Genomic DNA, 16,251 nt, shown 5'->3' with positions numbered 1-16,251 from the left:
AGATGAGCCAAACCCTTTCTGCATCGACGCTGCTGGCTGTTCCGCTGGCACCTCTGGCTGGCGCGTTGCTGGCCGGTATTTTGGGAACAACGTTTGGTGGTAACTGGATAGGGCGCCGTCTGGCGCATACCCTGACCATTCTGGGCGTGTTTGTGGCCTTCATTCTCTCGACCGTGACGCTGCAAAGTGTTGTCATCGATGGTGCGCGATTCAATGAAACGCTTTATACCTGGATGACGGTGGGCAACTTGAAGATGGAGGTCGGCTTCCTGGTGGACGGCCTGACCGCCATGATGATGTGCGTGGTGACTTTTGTCTCGCTCATGGTTCACATCTACACCATCGGCTACATGGAAGACGATGCAGGCTACAACCGTTTCTTTGCCTATATCTCGCTGTTTACCTTTTCCATGCTGATGCTGGTGATGAGCAACAACATGCTCCAGCTGTTTTTTGGCTGGGAAGCCGTTGGCTTGGTGTCTTATCTGCTGATCGGTTTCTGGTTCAACAAACCCAGCGCGATTTTTGCCAACATGAAGGCTTTCCTGGTGAACCGGGTCGGTGATTTCGGTTTCATCCTTGGGATTGCGTTGATCGCTGCCTATGCGGGTACGCTGAACTATGGCGAAGCCTTTGCCAAGGCGGACGAGCTTTCCAAGCTGACGTTTCCGGGAACTGGCTGGATGTTGATCACCGTGATCTGTATTTGCCTGTTCATCGGCGCCATGGGCAAGTCGGCCCAGTTTCCGCTGCATGTGTGGCTGCCTGATTCCATGGAAGGTCCGACCCCGATATCGGCGCTAATTCATGCCGCGACCATGGTGACGGCCGGCATTTTCATGGTGGCCCGGATGTCGCCGCTGTTTGAACTCAGCGACACCGCCTTGAGCTTCATCATGGTGATTGGCGCCATCACCGCGCTGTTCATGGGCTTTCTGGGCATCATCCAGAACGACATCAAGCGCGTCATTGCCTATTCCACACTGTCACAACTGGGCTATATGACGGTAGCTCTGGGCGCATCAGCCTACTCGGTGGCAGTGTTCCATCTGATGACGCATGCGTTTTTCAAGGCCTTGCTCTTTTTGGGCGCAGGCTCGGTGATTATCGGCATGCACCACAACCAAGACATCCGCTGGATGGGCGGTGTGCGCAAGTACATGCCAATCACCTGGATCACCTTCCTGCTGGGTTCGCTGGCTTTGATTGGGACGCCGTTGTTCTCGGGTTTTTATTCGAAGGACAGCATCATCGAAGCCGTGGCTGAGAGCCACCTTTGGGGCAGCGGCTTTGCCTATTTTTCGGTGCTGGCAGGTGTTTTCGTGACAGCGTTCTATTCATTCAGGCTGTACTTCCTTGTGTTTCATGGCAAGGAGCGATATGACCAGAATCCCGAAGCCCATCACGATGCGCACGGCGACCATGGCCATCATGGAGAGCACCACGAGCCCCATGAATCTCCCTGGGTCGTGACCTTGCCACTGGTTTTGCTGGCGATTCCGTCGGTCATCATCGGTTTCATCACGATTGAACCGATGCTGTATGGCGAATTTTTCAAGGGCGCGATTTTTGCCAATCTGGAGAGGCATCCCGCAATGGAAGAATTGGCCGCGTTATTTCATGGCCCCGTCCAGATGGCGATGCATGGCCTGACAGCCCCTCCTTTCTGGCTTGCATTGGCGGGCGTTGTGCTGGCTTACTACATGTACATGGTCAATCCTGCCTTGCCGACAGCTATCAAGCGCAACCTGAACCCTGTCTACAAGCTGCTGGAAAACAAGTATTACCTGGACTGGTTCAACGAAAACGTCATTGCCCGCGGCATGCGCGGTCTCGGCACCGTGTTCTGGAAGGTAGGCGACCAGATACTGATTGACGGCGTGCTCGTCAACGGTTCCTGGAAACTTGTCGGCCGGGTGTCAAGCCTGGTCAGGCGCCTGCAGTCCGGTTATATCTATCACTATGCCTTTGGCATGATTATTGGCATCTTTGTGTTGATGACGTATTTCGTCTGGCTCAATCGATAAAAACAATCTAGAAGAAGAAGAAGGAAGAGAAAAATGGGATTGTTGAGCCTTGCCATCTGGGTGCCGATTTTTTTTGGCGTCGGTTTATTGGCCCTGGGTCGGGAAAGTCAGGCACGTAGCGTTCGCTGGATTGCATTGATCGGCGCCATCATCAGTTTTCTGGTCACGTTGCCGCTGTATGACGGTTTTCAGTTGGGCACCTCGGCCATGCAGTTCGTCGAAAAAAGCAGTTGGATCCCGCGCTTCAACATGAACTACCACTTGGGCGTGGATGGCATCTCGCTGTGGTTCGTGCTGCTGACGGCATTCATCAACGTGGTGGTCATCATCGCCAGCTGGGAATCCATCACCACCCGTGTCAACCAGTACATGGCGTCGTTTCTGATTTTGAGCGGCCTGATGATCGGCGTGTTCGCTGCGCTGGACGGCATGCTTTTCTATGTGTTCTTTGAAGCTACCCTGATTCCGATGTACCTGATCATTGGCATCTGGGGCGGGCCAAACAAGATTTATGCGGCTTTCAAGTTCTTCCTGTACACGCTGCTCGGCTCTCTGCTGATGCTGGTCGCGCTGATCTTCCTGTACAACAAGTCAGGCGGCAGCTTTGACATTCTGGCGTGGCACAAGCTGCCCCTGTCGGGCACGGCGCAAACCCTGCTTTTCTTCTCGTTCTTTGCCGCCTTTGCGGTCAAGGTCCCGATGTTCCCGGTGCATACCTGGCTGCCTGACGTTCACGTCGAAGCGCCAACCGGCGGCTCTGCCGTGCTGGCGGCGATCATGCTCAAGCTGGGCGCCTACGGCTTTTTGCGGTTTTCGATGCCGATCACGCCCGATGCTTCGCGCGAGTGGGCATGGCTGATGATTGCCTTTTCGCTGATTGCGGTGATTTACGTGGGCCTGGTGGCGCTGGTGCAGCGCGACATGAAGAAACTGGTGGCTTATTCATCGGTGGCACACATGGGTTTTGTGACGCTTGGATTTTTCCTGTTCAACGACTTGAGCGTTTCTGGCGGCATCGTGCAGATGATTGCCCACGGTTTTGTTTCCGCCGCCATGTTCCTGTGCATTGGTGTGCTGTACGACCGGGTGCATTCGCGCGAGATTGCGAGCTATGGCGGCGTGGTCAACACCATGCCCAAGTTTGCGGCCTTTGCGCTGCTGTTTGCCATGGCCAATTGCGGCTTGCCAGCCACGGCTGGCTTCGTGGGCGAGTGGATGGTGATCCTGGGCGCCGTCAAGGCTAATTTCTGGATTGGCATGGCAGCGGCAACGGCACTGATCTCGGGCGCGGCTTACACGCTCTGGATGTACAAGCGCGTGTATCTTGGCCCTGTGGCGAATGAAAATGTGAAGAAACTGCTCGACATCAACAACCGTGAGTTCCTGATGCTGGCGATGCTGGCGGTCGCGGTGCTCTACATGGGCATTTATCCCAAGCCGTTTACCGATGTGATGAACACGTCGGTGGCTGATCTGCTCAGGCATGTCGCGCTTTCGAAACTGAACTAAGAAAACTCAAAGAATTCAGATGATTGACAAACTCAGTTGGATCGCGGTTTATCCCGAACTTGTTCTATTGGTCATGTCCTGCGTCATCGCGCTGGTCGACCTTGGCGTCAAGACGCCACGCCGATCGCTCACCTATGCATTGACGCTGCTGACGCTCGGCGTGGTGGCCATCATGGAAGCCAATACCGCCCTGGGCGGGCAGGTCTTTTATGGTTTCGGCAACATGGTGGTGGTAGACCCCATGGGAAGCTGGATGAAGTGCTTTTCAAGCGTTGCCCTGATGGTCACGATCGTCTATGGCCGGCCTTATGCTGCTGACCGCGACATGCTGCGTGGCGGCGAATTCTTCACGCTGAGTCTGTTTGCCTTGCTGGGCATGTTCGTGATGATTTCAGGCCATAACTTCCTGGTGCTGTACATGGGCCTGGAACTGATGGCGCTGTCCAGCTATGCACTGGTCGCCTTGCGACGGGACGACGCGCAGGCGACTGAAGCCGCGATGAAATATTTTGTGCTCAGCGCTCTGGCTTCCGGATTTCTGCTTTACGGCCTCTCAATGCTTTACGGCGCTACCGGCTCGCTCAACATCAACGAAGTCTTTAACGCCATTGCCAGCCGGCAGGTCAAGCACCAAGTGCTGGTGTTCGGCCTGGTCTTCATTGTGGCGGGCCTGGCTTTCAAACTGGGTGCGGTGCCTTTCCACATGTGGTTGCCTGACGTTTACCACGGCGCGCCAACTGCGGTCACGCTGGTCATCGGCGGTGCCCCGCAGCTGGCTGCATTTGCCATGACGATTCGCTTGCTGGTCGAAGGCTTGCTGCCGCTGGCGATTGACTGGCAGCAGATGCTGGCATTGATGGCCATCGGGTCCTTGCTGATCGGCAATCTGGCCGCCGTTGCCCAGACCAACCTCAAGCGCATGCTGGCGTTTTCGACCATTTCCCAGATGGGCTTTTTGTTGCTGGGCCTGCTGGCAGGGGTGGTCAATGGAAATCAGCTCAATACGGAAATGGCCTACGGCGCCGCCATGTTTTATGCCTTGACTTATGTGCTGACCACGCTCGCCGCGTTCGGCATCATCTTGCTGCTGGCCCGCGCCGGCCACGAGTCCGAAGAAATCACAGATCTGTCCGGCCTGAACCAGCGCAGCCCCTTGTACGCGGGTGTCATGGCGATGAGCATGTTCTCCTTGGCAGGCCTCCCGCCACTGGTGGGCTTTTACGCCAAGTTGGGTGTGCTTCAGGCCTTGATTTCGTCGGGGCAGACCAGTTATCTGGTGCTGGCTGTCTTTGCCGTGATGATGTCCCTGATCGGCGCTTTTTACTACCTGCGCGTGATCAAGGTCATGTATTTCGATGCGCCTCACAGCCACAATGCGCAGCCGATTCATGCGGCGGCCGATGCGCGGATCGTGCTTGCCATCAATGGCGCGCTGCTTTTGGCCCTGGGTATTGCACCCGGCGGCCTGATGACGCTTTGCGCGCAGTCGATCAACAGCATCGTGAATTCGCTCGGGGTCTGAGCTTGAACCAGACCGCTTCGGTATGGCTGGTGGTGCTGCTGGCCTTGTTGATGGCCAACATGCCGTTTTTCAGCAACCGGCTGTTTGCCGTGTACGCGCTCAAGTCGCCAAAAAATCTGGCCGTCCGGCTGGCAGAATTGCTGGTCTGGTACCTGCTGGTAGGCGGTGCGGGACTGTATCTTGAACACCGAAACGGCCAGATCGCACCGCAGGGCTGGGAGTTTTACGCCATCACGGGAACCCTTTTCGTGACGTTCGCTTTTCCCGGCTTTACCTACCGCTACCTGTTTAAACACCGATCATGACGACCGCATCTGATGCCGACGGAATAGGCGCAGGCAATGATTCCCATCTGGCTGAAAAGCAACTCAGCTCGGATGAGATCCTCGTCGGAAATTTCCTTCAGATTCGCCGCGACACGGTCAGTCTTCCCGATAGCCGGCATACCACCCGCGAATACGTGGTCCATCCGGGTGCCGTGATGATCGTGGCGCTGCTGGACGACGGGCGTGTGGTGCTTGAGCGACAGTACCGCTATCCGCTCCATGCCGTGATGATCGAGTTTCCTGCAGGAAAACTCGATGCTGGTGAAACATCGCTGGCCTGTGCCAAACGCGAACTGCAGGAAGAAACCGGCTATTGCGCGCGCGAATGGGCCAGGGCAGGCGTGCTGCATCCGGCCATTGCCTATTCCACCGAATTCATTGACATCTGGTTTGCACGCGGACTTACGCCAGGCGTGCAACAACTCGACATCGGCGAATTCCTTGAGGTTTTCAGCGCCACGCCTGACGAACTGATGAACTGGTGCGGTAGCGGTCAGGTGACCGATGCCAAGACGGTCACGGGCATGCTCTGGTTGAAAAACGTGCTGTCGGGCGCATGGACATTGCAATGGCAGGCAACGGAGCCGTAACGGTCTTGCCATACTTCGCCCATGAAAGTTCTGAATCTGCGTTGTTCGCGCCTGCATTCGTTCGAAGGCTGGTTCGGGTGCGAGGACGACTTCCAAAATCAGCACCAGCGTGGCCTGATTGCCTGCCCAATGTGTGCGGACACCGGCATTCAAAAAATGCCCAGTGCTCCCCGGCTCAATTTTGGTGGCCACCAGGCCCATACAGCTGATTTGGGCCGCGCGGACTCCACGACGCCTTGCCCATCAAGCGCAAATCTTCCTTCGAATGGCGAAATGGCGAGGATCAGCCAAAGCGAAAGCGCGCTCACGCCAGCACCCGAGCCTGCGGCTCAAGCCGCTTTTTTAAATGCCTTGCGCCAGGTGATGGCAACGACTGAGGACATGGGCACGCGCTTTGCCGAGGAAGCACGCCGCATGCATTATGGAGAAGTCGAAGCACGCAGCATTCGCGGCCAGGCCAGCGCGCGCGAGGCAGTGGAACTTCTGGAGGAGGGGATTGAAGTCATCCCGCTGCCCATGCTCGCCGCTGTCAAGGAAACCCTGCAGTAGGCATCAAAAGGCAGGCGGCAGGCAGATCCATTGCCTGCCCTACCGCCTGCCAACCCGGCCCTTTGGTCAGGGGTACAGGCCGCGCAGTTCGCGCGTATGCAAAATACGCTGGCAGGCCACGATGAAGGTCGCGGTGCGCAGACTGACCTTTTTTTCCTGCGCGACTTGCCAGACAGCCGCAAAAGCGGTTTTCATGATCTTGACCAGGCGTGCATTGATCTCGTCCTCGTCCCAGAAAAAACTCGAAAAATCCTGCACCCACTCAAAGTAGCTGACCGTCACGCCACCGGCATTGGCGATCACATCGGGCACCACCAGTACATTGCGCTCCTGCAGGATGTCGTCGGCCGCCGGCGTGGTCGGCCCGTTGGCGCCTTCGATCACCATCCGTGCCTTGATGCGGCCGGCATTGGCGGCGGTGATCTGCTGCTCCAGCGCCGCCGGAATCAGGATGTCGCAGTCCACCTCCCAGAACAAGTCGTTCGCCATCACTTCGGCTTGGGCGAAACCGGCCACGCTGCCGGTGCTGGCCACATGCTGGAGCAGGGCGGGGATGTCCAGTCCAGCTTCCCGGAAAATCGTTCCGCCGTGGTCCTGCACGGCAATGATCCGGGCGCCCGCATCGGCAAACAGCTTGCCCGCCACGCCGCCCACGTTGCCAAAACCCTGCACCGCCACCCGGGCCGTGGCGATGTCCAGCCCGATGTGCCGGGCTGCTTCCGTTCCCACCGTGAACACGCCGCGTCCGGTGGCTTCACGCCGGCCCAGCGAGCCGCCCAGATCGACCGGCTTGCCCGTGACCACGCCGGTGGCGGTAGAGCCGGTATTCATGGAATAGGTGTCCATCATCCAGGCCATGATCTGCTCGTTGGTGTTGACGTCGGGCGCAGGGATGTCCTTGTTGGGGCCAATGATGATGCCGATCTCGCTGGTGTAGCGGCGCGTCATGCGTTCGAGTTCACCGCGCGAAAGCTTTTTCGGATCGACGCGGATGCCGCCCTTGGCGCCGCCGTAGGGCACGTTGACCGCCGCATTCTTCACCGACATCCAGGCCGACAGCGCCATGACCTCGGACAAGGTCACGTCTTGGTGAAAGCGGACGCCGCCCTTGCCGGGGCCGCGCGAGACATTGTGCTGCACGCGGTAGCCCTCAAAATGCGCCACCGTGCCGTCGTCCATGTGAATTGGCACATCGACAATCAGGATGCGCTTGGGCCGCTTGAGGGTTTCGGCCCAGCGTGCCAGCTTGCCCAGGTGCGGAATGACCCGGTCCACCTGCTGCAGGTAGTTTCCCCACGGTCCGAGGTTGTCGGCTTGAAGGTAGGAAGGAACGGCAGAAGCCGGAGCGAGCGCGCTTTCGCCTTCGGCGGACGTTTGTGACATGAAGAATCCTTGTGAAAACAAATGAAGGTAGCGCAGCTTAGTGCGCGCGATTCCAACTGTCCAAGGCCTACTTTATTTGTATTTATGCATGAAATGCATAGTTATGAAAAGTCGTTTCCTAACCCGCTGCCAAGCCTGCCTCGGCCGATGCACGGCATCTAGCGGTTCGACAAGACTTCAAGCAGGGTGGCGGCCAGTTCGTCGGCGGCGAACTTGGCAATATAGGCATCCGCGCCAACGGTCTTGACATGGCCTTCGTTGGCCGCGCCGGTCAGCGATGAATGGATCACGACCGGGATCGATTTGAACCTAGCATCGCCCTTGATGTTGCGCGTCAGGGTAAAACCATCCATTTCAGGCATTTCCAGATCAGTCAGGACCAGGGCAACCTTTTCATGTGCGGTCTTGCCTTCGGCCTGTGCCTGCGTGTGGATGGCCTGCAGCCGGTCCCAGGCTTCCTTGCCGGTTTTGGTCATGATGTAGGGAACGCCCATGGACGACAAGCCTTGCTCGATCATTGAGCGGGCCAGCGCGGAATCATCGGCCGCCAGGACAATCGTTCCCGGAGGAAGGTTCACCTTGACGCCCGGCGCCGTGCCGATGGCCTGCTTTTCAGGCGGCATGACATCCTGCAAAATCTGCTCGACATCAAGCACCTGCGCCAGCCGCGTGGTTTCAATATCGCCGTCGAGCCGGGCGATGCTGGTCACCAAGCCGCCACCCTGGCCTTCGGCTGAAAGCACTTGCTGCCATTCCAGCCGGACGATCTCGCTGACTTCCTCGACGGCAAAGGCCTGCGTGCTGCGGGCGAACTCGGTCACCAGCAAGATAGCCAGGCCATTGGTCGGCGTGCAGCCGACCACCGCCGGCAGGTTGATGACCGGGATGATCTGTCCACGGATATTGGCCACGCCCATGACATGGGGAGACGAATTCGCCATGCTGGTGACGGGCGGCATGACCAGGATTTCACGAACCTTGAACACATTGATGCCGAACAGCTCGCGTTGCCCGGAGTTGGCCGCTTCCCCAAGGCGAAACAGCAGCAATTCAAACTTGTTGCTCGATGTCAGGTTGGTACGTTCGTCGATGTCGTGAAACGCTGGCTTCATGGATTGCTTGCTGCCCGGTGGTGGTGTGAAAACGTTGCATGGCCGATGCGCATGCACGCACCCCAATGTAGGCCAGGCAGCGCGCTTTCCTCTGACCCATGAAAGGCGCCGTTACCGCGTAGATCGGCCTTACGCCGATGGACTTTTTATGCTACGAACTGAAGCGCTGCCAGCCGCGCATAGACCTGGTTGGCGGCCATCAGCTGCTCGTGGTTTCCCTGCTCCACGATGCAGCCATGGTCGATCACGACGATCCGGTCGGCCTTTTTCACCGTCGCCAGCCGGTGCGCGATCACCAGCGTCGTGCGGTCTTTCATCGCCGATTCGAGCGCCGCCTGCACCATGCGCTCGCTTTCGGCGTCGAGCGCGCTGGTGGCTTCGTCGAGCAGCAGGAGCGGTGAATTTTTCAGCATGGCCCGCGCAATCGCGATGCGCTGGCGCTGCCCACCCGACAGGCGCACGCCGCGTTCGCCCAGGAAAGTGTCGAAGCCCTCGGGCAGGGCGCTGATGAATTCATGCGCGAACGCGGCGCTGGCCGCAGCCTTGACTTCCTCGTCCGTCGCGCCGGGCTTGCCGTAGCGGATGTTTTCCAGCGCGCTGGTCGAGAAAATCACCGCGTCCTGCGGCACCAGCCCGATGCGTCCGCGCAAGTCCTGCAGCGACAGGTCGCGGGTCGCAACGCCGTCAAGCTCTATACGGCCCGAAGCCGGGTCGTAAAAGCGCAGCAACAGCTGGAACACCGTGCTTTTGCCCGCGCCGCTCGGACCGACGATGGCGATGGTCTCGCCCGGCGCCACGCTCAGGCTGAAATCGGTCAAGGCCGGCTGCGTTGGCCGGGACGGGTAGTGAAACGTGACATTTTCAAATTTAATAGCACTCCCTGCCCGTACTACCTGCGCAGGAAGCGGATTTGAGGGTGAAGTCACGGGGGATCGGCTGTCCAGCAGCTCCATCAGCCGCTCGGTGGCGCCGGCGGCGCGCAGCAGGTCGCCGTAGACCTCGCCCAGCACCGCTGCAGCGCTGGCCAGGATGATCACATAAACCACGGTCTGGCCCAGATGGCCGGCGGAAATGTCGCCGCGCATCACCGCCTGCGTGCCCTGGTACAGGCCCCAGAGCAAGGCCGCCGAGGTGGCGATGATGATGAAGGCGACCAGCACCGCGCGCGCCTTGGTCCGGCGAATGGCGATGGCGAAGGCATCGGCCGTCGACCGGTCGAAACGCGCCGCTTCCCGGTCTTCGGCGGTGTAGCTTTGCACCACTGGGATGGCATTGAGCACTTCGGCGGCAATCGCGCTGGAGTCGGCCACGCGGTCCTGGCTGGCGCGCGACAGCTTGCGCACGCGCCGCCCGAACCACACCGACGGCGCCACGATCAGCAGCAGCGCGCCGAGCACCTGCACCATCAGGTAAGGATTGGTGACCACCAGCATGCCGAGCGCGCCCACGCCCATGACCGCGTTGCGCAGGCCCATGCTGAGCGACGAGCCCACCACCGTCTGCACCAGCGTGGTGTCGCCGGTCAGCCGCGACAGCACCTCGCCGGTCTGCGTGGTCTCAAAAAACTCAGGGCTTTGCCGCACCACATGCGAATACACCGCATTGCGGATGTCGGCCGTGACCCGCTCGCCCAGCCAGCTGACGGTGTAGAAGCGCCCAGCCGAAAAAAGCCCCAGCGCGGCGGCCACGCCGAACAGCTCGAAAAAATGGGTGCGCAGCGCCATCAGCTGCTCGCCCTTGTCAGCCGCGCCCATGCCGCCGTCGATCAGGCCCCGCAGCGCCAGCGGAAACACCAGCGTGGCAACCGCCGCCATGACCAGGAAAAGCACCGCCAGCCCGATCCGGCCCGAATACGGCCGCAGAAAAGGAAGCAGCCCCGACAGCGACCGGGGCGAGCCCTTGGCGGGCGGCAAGCTCGGAGCCATTGACGTGCGGGAGGGAAGGGAAGTCGCGGTGGAAGTAGCCATGAATGGTATTTTAACTTTAAAGCTTGGCATTGCAAACACAGGCTTGACAATAGTTGTCTAAACAAGTAATATTCATGCCATGGATTCAAAGCACCACCCCAATCCTTATGTCGATGCCCTGGCGAGTCCACTGATCGATTTTTACCGGGCCGAAGGCTACATACCGGACGACAGCGTCGGCTACCTGATGCGCCGCATCATTTCGCTGGTGTCGCAGGGCGTCGAACGCGAACTCGAACCGACCGGCCTGACGAATGCGCAATGGGTGCCGATGCTCAAGCTCTACATGGGCCGCGCCTCGACGGCGGCTGAACTGGCGCGCCAGTGCGATCTGGACGCCGGTTCCATGACCCGCCTGCTCGACCGGCTTGAAGCCAAGGAGTTGTGCCGCCGCATCCGCTCGTCAGAAGACCGCCGGGTGGTCAACCTGGAACTGACCGACGCGGGCCGCGCCGCAGCGCAGGAAATCCCGGGCATTCTCTGCGGCGTGCAAAACGCGCTGCTGGCCGGCTTCTCGGTCGAGGAATGGAAAACCCTGCAAAGCTACTTGCGCCGGATGCTGGACACGGCGCAAACCCTGCACGCATCGACAGAAAAAAATGATAAGTAAACCCCAAACGTCCTGCGCCGAACGACGCGCGCAGGCTTGCACCGAACTGGCGTGCATCCCCGGACAGGTTGCCTTGCCGGTGTGGCGCGCGTCGGTGCGCATGGCGCTGGTTTCTGCTGCCGGCGTGGTGGCGGCCGGCTTGATTGCCACCGGCATGGGTGGCTGCGCCGACATGTCCGGCATCGCGCCGCAGGCGAGCCTGCGCGATGCAGCATCGCTCGGGCTGGGCACGGCCGCCGCGCAGGCGCCGGTGGCAAGCGAATGGTGGCGCGATTTTGGCGACGATACGCTCAATAGCCTGGTCGCCCAGGCGCTTGAAAGCAGCCCTAACCTGAAGCTGGCACAGGCCCGGCTCTCGCGCGCGCAGGCCGTCACGGAAGTGGCGAATGCCGCCACGCTGCCGCTAGTCAATGGCCAACTCGATTTGACGCGCCAGCGCTACACCGCCAACGGCGCGGTGCCGCCGCCGCTGGCCGGATCGATTCGCGAAAGCGGCATGGCGCAGCTGGCCACCAGCTGGGAGCTGGACTTTTTCGGCAAGAACCGCGCGGCGCTCGATGCCGCGCTGGGCAGCGCGCGTGCCGCCGAAGCCGATGCCCTGGCTGCCCGCGTGCTGCTGGCCAGCCAGGTCGCCCGAAGCTATTTCCAGCTGGTACGGCTGAATGAACAATCCGCCTTGGCCCGACGCACGCTGACCCAGCGCGACCAAACCCTCAGGCTGGTCACGGACCGCGTCAATGCCGGCCTCGACACCCGGCTGGAGTTGCGCCAGAGCGAAGGTGGCCTGCCCGAGGCGCGCCTGCAACTGGAAACCGTGCAGGAACAGATGGCGCTGACGCGCAATGCGCTGAATGCCCTGGTTGGACAGCCCAATAGTGCTTCTGCGCTGGTCCCGTCTGCGCAAGAAGCTATTAAAAATGTAGCGTTGGCGCCGGTGATTCCGGCCGACCTGCTGGGCCGCCGCGCCGACATTGCTGCCGCGCGCTGGCGCGTGGAGGCTTCGTTGAAGGACGTGGCGAATGCCAAAACCCAGTTCTACCCGAACATCAACCTGGTCGCCTTTGCCGGATTTTCCAGCATCGGGCTGGGTAATCTGCTGAACTCGGGCAGTCAGCAATGGGGCGTCGGCCCGGCCGTGCGCCTGCCGATTTTCGAGGCCGGCCGGCTGCGCGCCAACCTGCGCGGCAAAACGGCGGATCTGGACGCTGCGGTCGAAAGCTACAACGCCGCCGTGATCGACGCGGTGCGCGATGTGGCCGACCAGGTCGCGTCGCGGCAATCCATCAGCCGCCAGCAGCTTGAACAGCGGGCGGCGCAGGACGCGGCCGAAAGCGCCTACGACATCGCCGTGCAGCGCTACCGGGCGGGGCTGGGCAATTACCTGAATGTGCTGACGGCCGAAACCAGCGTGCTGGCCCAGCGCCGGCTGGCCGTCGATCTGGCGGGCCGGGTGCTGGAGACGCAGGTGGGCTTGATCCGCGCGCTTGGCGGCGGTTATGCGCCCGAGCCCCTGCCCAAAGACCCGGATGCTTCAAAAACCATAGCTGTCAGCGTCCGCCCAGCCAGCGAAAAAAGCCTTTTTAGTCAATAAAAAAGCCTTTCCGGGCAGCTGCTGAACAGCGCAGTGCCCGCGCCAGCCATTTCCAATAAACACTGTGAACGACACCATGAACGCATCCCAAGCTCCTGCTTCCCCAGCATCCGCCAGCCCGGCCGCGCCGGTTCAGCCGCCCGCCGGCAATCCCAGGCGCCGCAAGGCGCTGACCGCGCTGGCCAGCGTCGTGGTCGTGGCTGGCCTGGGCTGGGCGGCTTACGAGTATCTGGTGGCCAGTCATTACGAATCGACCGACAACGCCTATGTGCAGGGCAATGTCATCCAGATCACGCCGCAGATCGGCGGCACCGTCGTCGCCCTCATGGCCGACGACACCGACTTCGTCAAGGCCGGCCAGCCGCTGGTGCAGCTGGACCCGGCCGACGCCCGGGTGGCGCTGGACCAGGCCGAGGCCGCGCTGGCGCAGGCGGTGCGCCAGGCGCGCACGCAATACGCCAACAACGGCGCACTTGGCGCGCAGATTGCGCTGCGCAATGCCGAGGTGAGCAAGGCCAACAGCGACATCGCGCGCGCCGCCGACGACCTGGCCCGCCGCCAGTCGCTCGCCGGCAACGGCGCGGTGTCCAGGGAAGAACTCAACCATGCGCAGACACAACTGGCGAACGCCAAAAGCGCGCTGGCGGCCGCCCAGGCCGGCGTCATCGCCGCGCGCGAGCAGCTAACCAGCAACCAGGCGCTGACCGACGGCACGGCCATCGACCAGCACCCCGGCGTGCTGGTGGCCGCTGCCAAGGTGCGCGAGGCTTTCCTGGCGTCCAGCCGCACGGCCTTGAAGGCGCCGGTCGATGGCTATGTCGCCAAGCGCACGGTGCAGCTTGGCCAGCGCGTGGCAGCCGGCACGCCGCTGATGTCGGTGATTCCGCTGAACCAGGTCTGGGTCGATGCCAACTTCAAGGAAGTGCAGCTGCGCAATATCCGCATCGGCCAGCCGGTGACGCTGGTGGCCGACCTGTACGGCAAGAAGGTCGATTACCACGGTACTGTCGCCGGCCTGGGCGCAGGCACGGGCGCGGCGTTTTCGCTGCTGCCGGCGCAAAACGCCACCGGCAACTGGATCAAGGTGGTGCAGCGCGTGCCGGTGCGCATTGCGCTGGACCCGAAGCAGCTCGGCGAACATCCGCTGCGCGTCGGCCTGTCGATGGATGCCGAGGTCGATGTCAGCAACCAGGGCGGCAAGGCGCTGGCCGATGCGCCGCGCCAGGCCGCGCAGGCGCACACACAGGCGTTTACCGTGCACGATGACGCTGCCAACGATGAAATCAGGCGCGTCATCGCTGCGAACTCCGGAAAAGGCGTCAAGACCGTGAAAACCGTTTCGCCAGCGCCGGCGCCCCAGCCCGTTGACGGCGGCAGCGCCGTCTTGCCGCATTGAGCGGACCTGTTTTTCATTCCGTTCCGTCAAGGCTTTCATGGCGTCTGCAACCAGTCCTGTATCCGACTATCTACCACCGCCGCCGCTGACCGGCTCGGCCCGGCTGTGGGGCACGCTGGCGCTGTCAGCCGCCACCTTCATGAACGTGCTCGACACGTCGATTGCCAATGTGTCGCTGCCGGCCATCGCTGGTGACCTGGGCGTCAGTCCGAACCAGGGCACCTGGGTCATCACCAGTTTTGGCGTGGCCAACGCGATTGCCGTGCCGCTGACCGGCTGGCTGTCGCAGCGTTTCGGCCAGGTGCGGCTGTTCACTGCCAGCATCCTGCTGTTCGTGCTGACCTCCTGGCTGTGCGGCCTGGCGCCCAACATGACGACGCTGATCTTTTTCCGCGTGCTGCAGGGGCTGGTGGCCGGGCCGATGATTCCGCTGTCGCAGGCGCTGCTGCTGTCGAGCTACCCCAAGGCGCTGGCCGGGCTGGCGATGGCGCTGTGGTCGATGACCACGCTGGTCGCGCCGGTCATGGGGCCGCTGCTGGGCGGCTGGATCACCGACAACATTTCGTGGCCGTGGATTTTCTACATCAACATTCCGGTCGGCTTTGGCGCGGCCTTCATCACCTGGAGCATCTTTCACAAGCGCGAGAGCCAGACCCGCAAGCTGCCGATTGACTCGATCGGCCTGGCGCTGCTGGTGATCTGGGTCGGCGCGCTGCAGATCATGTTAGATAAGGGCAAGGAGCTGGACTGGTTTCATTCCGGCGAGGTGATTGCGCTGGGCGTTGTGGCGCTGGTCGGCTTGATCGCCTTCGTGATCTGGGAGCTGACCGAGGAGCATCCGGTGGTGGACCTGACCTTGTTCAAGAAGCGCAACTTCTGGGCTGGCGTGCTGGCGCTGTCGGTCGGCTATGGGCTGTTTTTCGGCAATGTGGTGCTGCTGCCGCTGTGGCTGCAGCAGTACATGGGCTACACCGCGACGCAGGCCGGCATGGTGCTGGCGCCGGTCGGCATCATGGCGCTGCTGCTGTCGCCGCTGATCGGCAAGAGCATCGGCCGCACCGATCCGCGCCGCTTTGCCGTCGTCGCTTTTACTGTGTTCGCGCTGGTGCTGTGGATGCGTTCGAACTTCAACACCCAGGCCGACATGGGCACCATCCTGGTTCCGACGCTGATCCAGGGCGTGGCCATGGCCTGCTTTTTCATTCCGCTGATGACCATCACGCTGTCGGGCCTGTCACATGACAAGATTCCGGCTGCTTCGGGTCTGTCGAACTTCGTTCGCATCACGGCCGGCTCGTTCGGCACGTCGATTGCCACCACCGTCTGGCAAGACCGCGCTGCCATGCACCATGCGCAGCTCAGCGAGTTTGTCAATCCGGGCAACGTGGCCGCCAACAGCGCGCTGACGGGCCTGGCCAGCGCCGGGCTCACGCCCGACCAGTCGCTTGCTACCCTCAACCGGCTGGTCGATCAGCAGGCTTACATGCTGGCGGCGAACGATGTGTTTTATGCGTCAGCGCTGATCTTCTTGCTGCTGATTCCGCTGGTGTACCTGACGCGGCCCACGCATGCGGGCGCGGCTGGGGCCGATGCGGCGGCCGGCGCACATTGATCGGCAGTCGCAAAAGGATTTTCAGCATCAAATAAGCTTCTTGCGCACGTCCGGTAT

General features: G+C 61.1%; 13 protein-coding genes. 10 read left to right on the top strand and 3 right to left on the bottom strand.

Annotated elements, in window-relative coordinates; all coding sequences use genetic code 11:
- The first annotated feature begins 2 nt into the window (after nucleotides 1-2).
- The 6 genes from nuoL to ACP7AD_RS03020 are packed head-to-tail and all read left to right on the top strand — an operon-like array spanning nucleotide 3 to nucleotide 6,523.
- On the top strand, nucleotides 3-2,027 hold the full coding sequence (gene nuoL, locus ACP7AD_RS03045; protein WP_426144576.1) for an NADH-quinone oxidoreductase subunit L: 2,025 nt from the start codon (nucleotides 3-5) through the stop codon (nucleotides 2,025-2,027).
- Between the two features lie 33 nt (nucleotides 2,028-2,060).
- Complete coding sequence (locus tag ACP7AD_RS03040) at nucleotides 2,061-3,536, top strand: NADH-quinone oxidoreductase subunit M (protein WP_426144577.1); 1,476 nt, start codon at nucleotides 2,061-2,063, stop codon at nucleotides 3,534-3,536.
- 19 nt (nucleotides 3,537-3,555) lie between these two features.
- Nucleotides 3,556-5,058, top strand: a complete 1,503-nt coding sequence (gene nuoN, locus ACP7AD_RS03035; RefSeq protein WP_426144578.1) for an NADH-quinone oxidoreductase subunit NuoN — start codon at nucleotides 3,556-3,558, stop codon at nucleotides 5,056-5,058.
- A 2-nt stretch (nucleotides 5,059-5,060) separates the two neighbouring features.
- The gene (locus ACP7AD_RS03030; protein ID WP_426144579.1) at nucleotides 5,061-5,363 is read left to right on the top strand and encodes a DUF2818 family protein; all 303 of its coding nucleotides are present in this window, start codon (nucleotides 5,061-5,063) and stop codon (nucleotides 5,361-5,363) included.
- Nucleotides 5,360-5,974, top strand: coding sequence for an NUDIX domain-containing protein (locus tag ACP7AD_RS03025; protein WP_426144580.1), 615 nt, complete (start codon nucleotides 5,360-5,362; stop codon nucleotides 5,972-5,974). Before ACP7AD_RS03030 ends, ACP7AD_RS03025 begins: the two co-directional genes overlap by 4 nt.
- 21 nt (nucleotides 5,975-5,995) lie before the next feature.
- Nucleotides 5,996-6,523, top strand: coding sequence for a DUF1178 family protein (locus tag ACP7AD_RS03020; RefSeq protein ID WP_426144581.1), 528 nt, complete (start codon nucleotides 5,996-5,998; stop codon nucleotides 6,521-6,523).
- A gap of 66 nt (nucleotides 6,524-6,589) precedes the next feature.
- On the opposite strand, the gene ACP7AD_RS03015 is transcribed toward ACP7AD_RS03020, so the two are convergent.
- The 3 genes from ACP7AD_RS03015 to ACP7AD_RS03005 all read right to left on the bottom strand — a co-directional run bounded on the left by ACP7AD_RS03015 (nucleotide 6,590) and on the right by ACP7AD_RS03005 (nucleotide 10,985).
- Nucleotides 6,590-7,906 carry a Glu/Leu/Phe/Val family dehydrogenase gene (locus ACP7AD_RS03015; RefSeq protein WP_426144582.1) on the bottom strand — a complete coding sequence of 439 codons (1,317 nt, stop codon included), beginning with the start codon at nucleotides 7,904-7,906 and terminating at the stop codon, nucleotides 6,590-6,592.
- 158 nt (nucleotides 7,907-8,064) lie between these two features.
- Nucleotides 8,065-9,018: a chemotaxis protein gene (locus ACP7AD_RS03010; protein ID WP_426144583.1), complete on the bottom strand. Its 954-nt coding sequence runs from the start codon at nucleotides 9,016-9,018 to the stop codon at nucleotides 8,065-8,067.
- Nucleotides 9,019-9,164: 146 nt separating this feature from the next.
- Nucleotides 9,165-10,985, bottom strand: coding sequence for an ABC transporter transmembrane domain-containing protein (locus ACP7AD_RS03005; protein ID WP_426144584.1), 1,821 nt, complete (start codon nucleotides 10,983-10,985; stop codon nucleotides 9,165-9,167).
- A 79-nt stretch (nucleotides 10,986-11,064) separates the two neighbouring features.
- On the opposite strand from ACP7AD_RS03005, the gene ACP7AD_RS03000 reads away from it, so the two are divergent.
- The 4 genes from ACP7AD_RS03000 to ACP7AD_RS02985 all read left to right on the top strand — a co-directional run bounded on the left by ACP7AD_RS03000 (nucleotide 11,065) and on the right by ACP7AD_RS02985 (nucleotide 16,194).
- Nucleotides 11,065-11,595 carry a MarR family winged helix-turn-helix transcriptional regulator gene (locus tag ACP7AD_RS03000; protein WP_426144585.1) on the top strand — a complete coding sequence of 177 codons (531 nt, stop codon included), beginning with the start codon at nucleotides 11,065-11,067 and terminating at the stop codon, nucleotides 11,593-11,595.
- Nucleotides 11,596-11,695: 100 nt separating this feature from the next.
- Nucleotides 11,696-13,186: an efflux transporter outer membrane subunit gene (locus ACP7AD_RS02995; RefSeq protein ID WP_426144883.1), complete on the top strand. Its 1,491-nt coding sequence runs from the start codon at nucleotides 11,696-11,698 to the stop codon at nucleotides 13,184-13,186.
- Between the two features lie 76 nt (nucleotides 13,187-13,262).
- Nucleotides 13,263-14,582, top strand: a complete 1,320-nt coding sequence (locus ACP7AD_RS02990; protein ID WP_426144586.1) for an HlyD family efflux transporter periplasmic adaptor subunit — start codon at nucleotides 13,263-13,265, stop codon at nucleotides 14,580-14,582.
- A gap of 37 nt (nucleotides 14,583-14,619) precedes the next feature.
- Nucleotides 14,620-16,194, top strand: coding sequence for a DHA2 family efflux MFS transporter permease subunit (locus ACP7AD_RS02985; RefSeq protein ID WP_426144587.1), 1,575 nt, complete (start codon nucleotides 14,620-14,622; stop codon nucleotides 16,192-16,194).
- Nucleotides 16,195-16,251 lie beyond the last annotated feature (57 nt).

This window comes from Polaromonas sp. DSP2-3-2b2, from assembly GCF_049895905.1.
Lineage (GTDB): Bacteria > Pseudomonadota > Gammaproteobacteria > Burkholderiales > Burkholderiaceae_C > Polaromonas.
Note: the sequence above shows the minus strand (reverse complement) of the source record. Positions and strands in the feature narration are given on the sequence as shown.

What these genes read in the sequence shown, in the direction of transcription:
- nuoL (WP_426144576.1), top strand. Translation starts at nt 3, where the DNA reads ATGAGCCAAACCCTTTCTGCATCGACGCTGCTGGCTGTTCCGCTGGCA.
- ACP7AD_RS03040 (WP_426144577.1), top strand. Translation starts at nt 2,061, where the DNA reads ATGGGATTGTTGAGCCTTGCCATCTGGGTGCCGATTTTTTTTGGCGTC.
- nuoN (WP_426144578.1), top strand. Translation starts at nt 3,556, where the DNA reads ATGATTGACAAACTCAGTTGGATCGCGGTTTATCCCGAACTTGTTCTA.
- ACP7AD_RS03025 (WP_426144580.1), top strand. Translation starts at nt 5,360, where the DNA reads ATGACGACCGCATCTGATGCCGACGGAATAGGCGCAGGCAATGATTCC.
- ACP7AD_RS03020 (WP_426144581.1), top strand. Translation starts at nt 5,996, where the DNA reads ATGAAAGTTCTGAATCTGCGTTGTTCGCGCCTGCATTCGTTCGAAGGC.
- ACP7AD_RS03015 (WP_426144582.1), bottom strand. Translation starts at nt 7,906, where the DNA reads ATGTCACAAACGTCCGCCGAAGGCGAAAGCGCGCTCGCTCCGGCTTCT.
- ACP7AD_RS03010 (WP_426144583.1), bottom strand. Translation starts at nt 9,018, where the DNA reads ATGAAGCCAGCGTTTCACGACATCGACGAACGTACCAACCTGACATCG.
- ACP7AD_RS03005 (WP_426144584.1), bottom strand. Translation starts at nt 10,985, where the DNA reads ATGGCTACTTCCACCGCGACTTCCCTTCCCTCCCGCACGTCAATGGCT.
- ACP7AD_RS03000 (WP_426144585.1), top strand. Translation starts at nt 11,065, where the DNA reads ATGGATTCAAAGCACCACCCCAATCCTTATGTCGATGCCCTGGCGAGT.
- ACP7AD_RS02995 (WP_426144883.1), top strand. Translation starts at nt 11,696, where the DNA reads ATGGCGCTGGTTTCTGCTGCCGGCGTGGTGGCGGCCGGCTTGATTGCC.
- ACP7AD_RS02990 (WP_426144586.1), top strand. Translation starts at nt 13,263, where the DNA reads ATGAACGCATCCCAAGCTCCTGCTTCCCCAGCATCCGCCAGCCCGGCC.
- ACP7AD_RS02985 (WP_426144587.1), top strand. Translation starts at nt 14,620, where the DNA reads ATGGCGTCTGCAACCAGTCCTGTATCCGACTATCTACCACCGCCGCCG.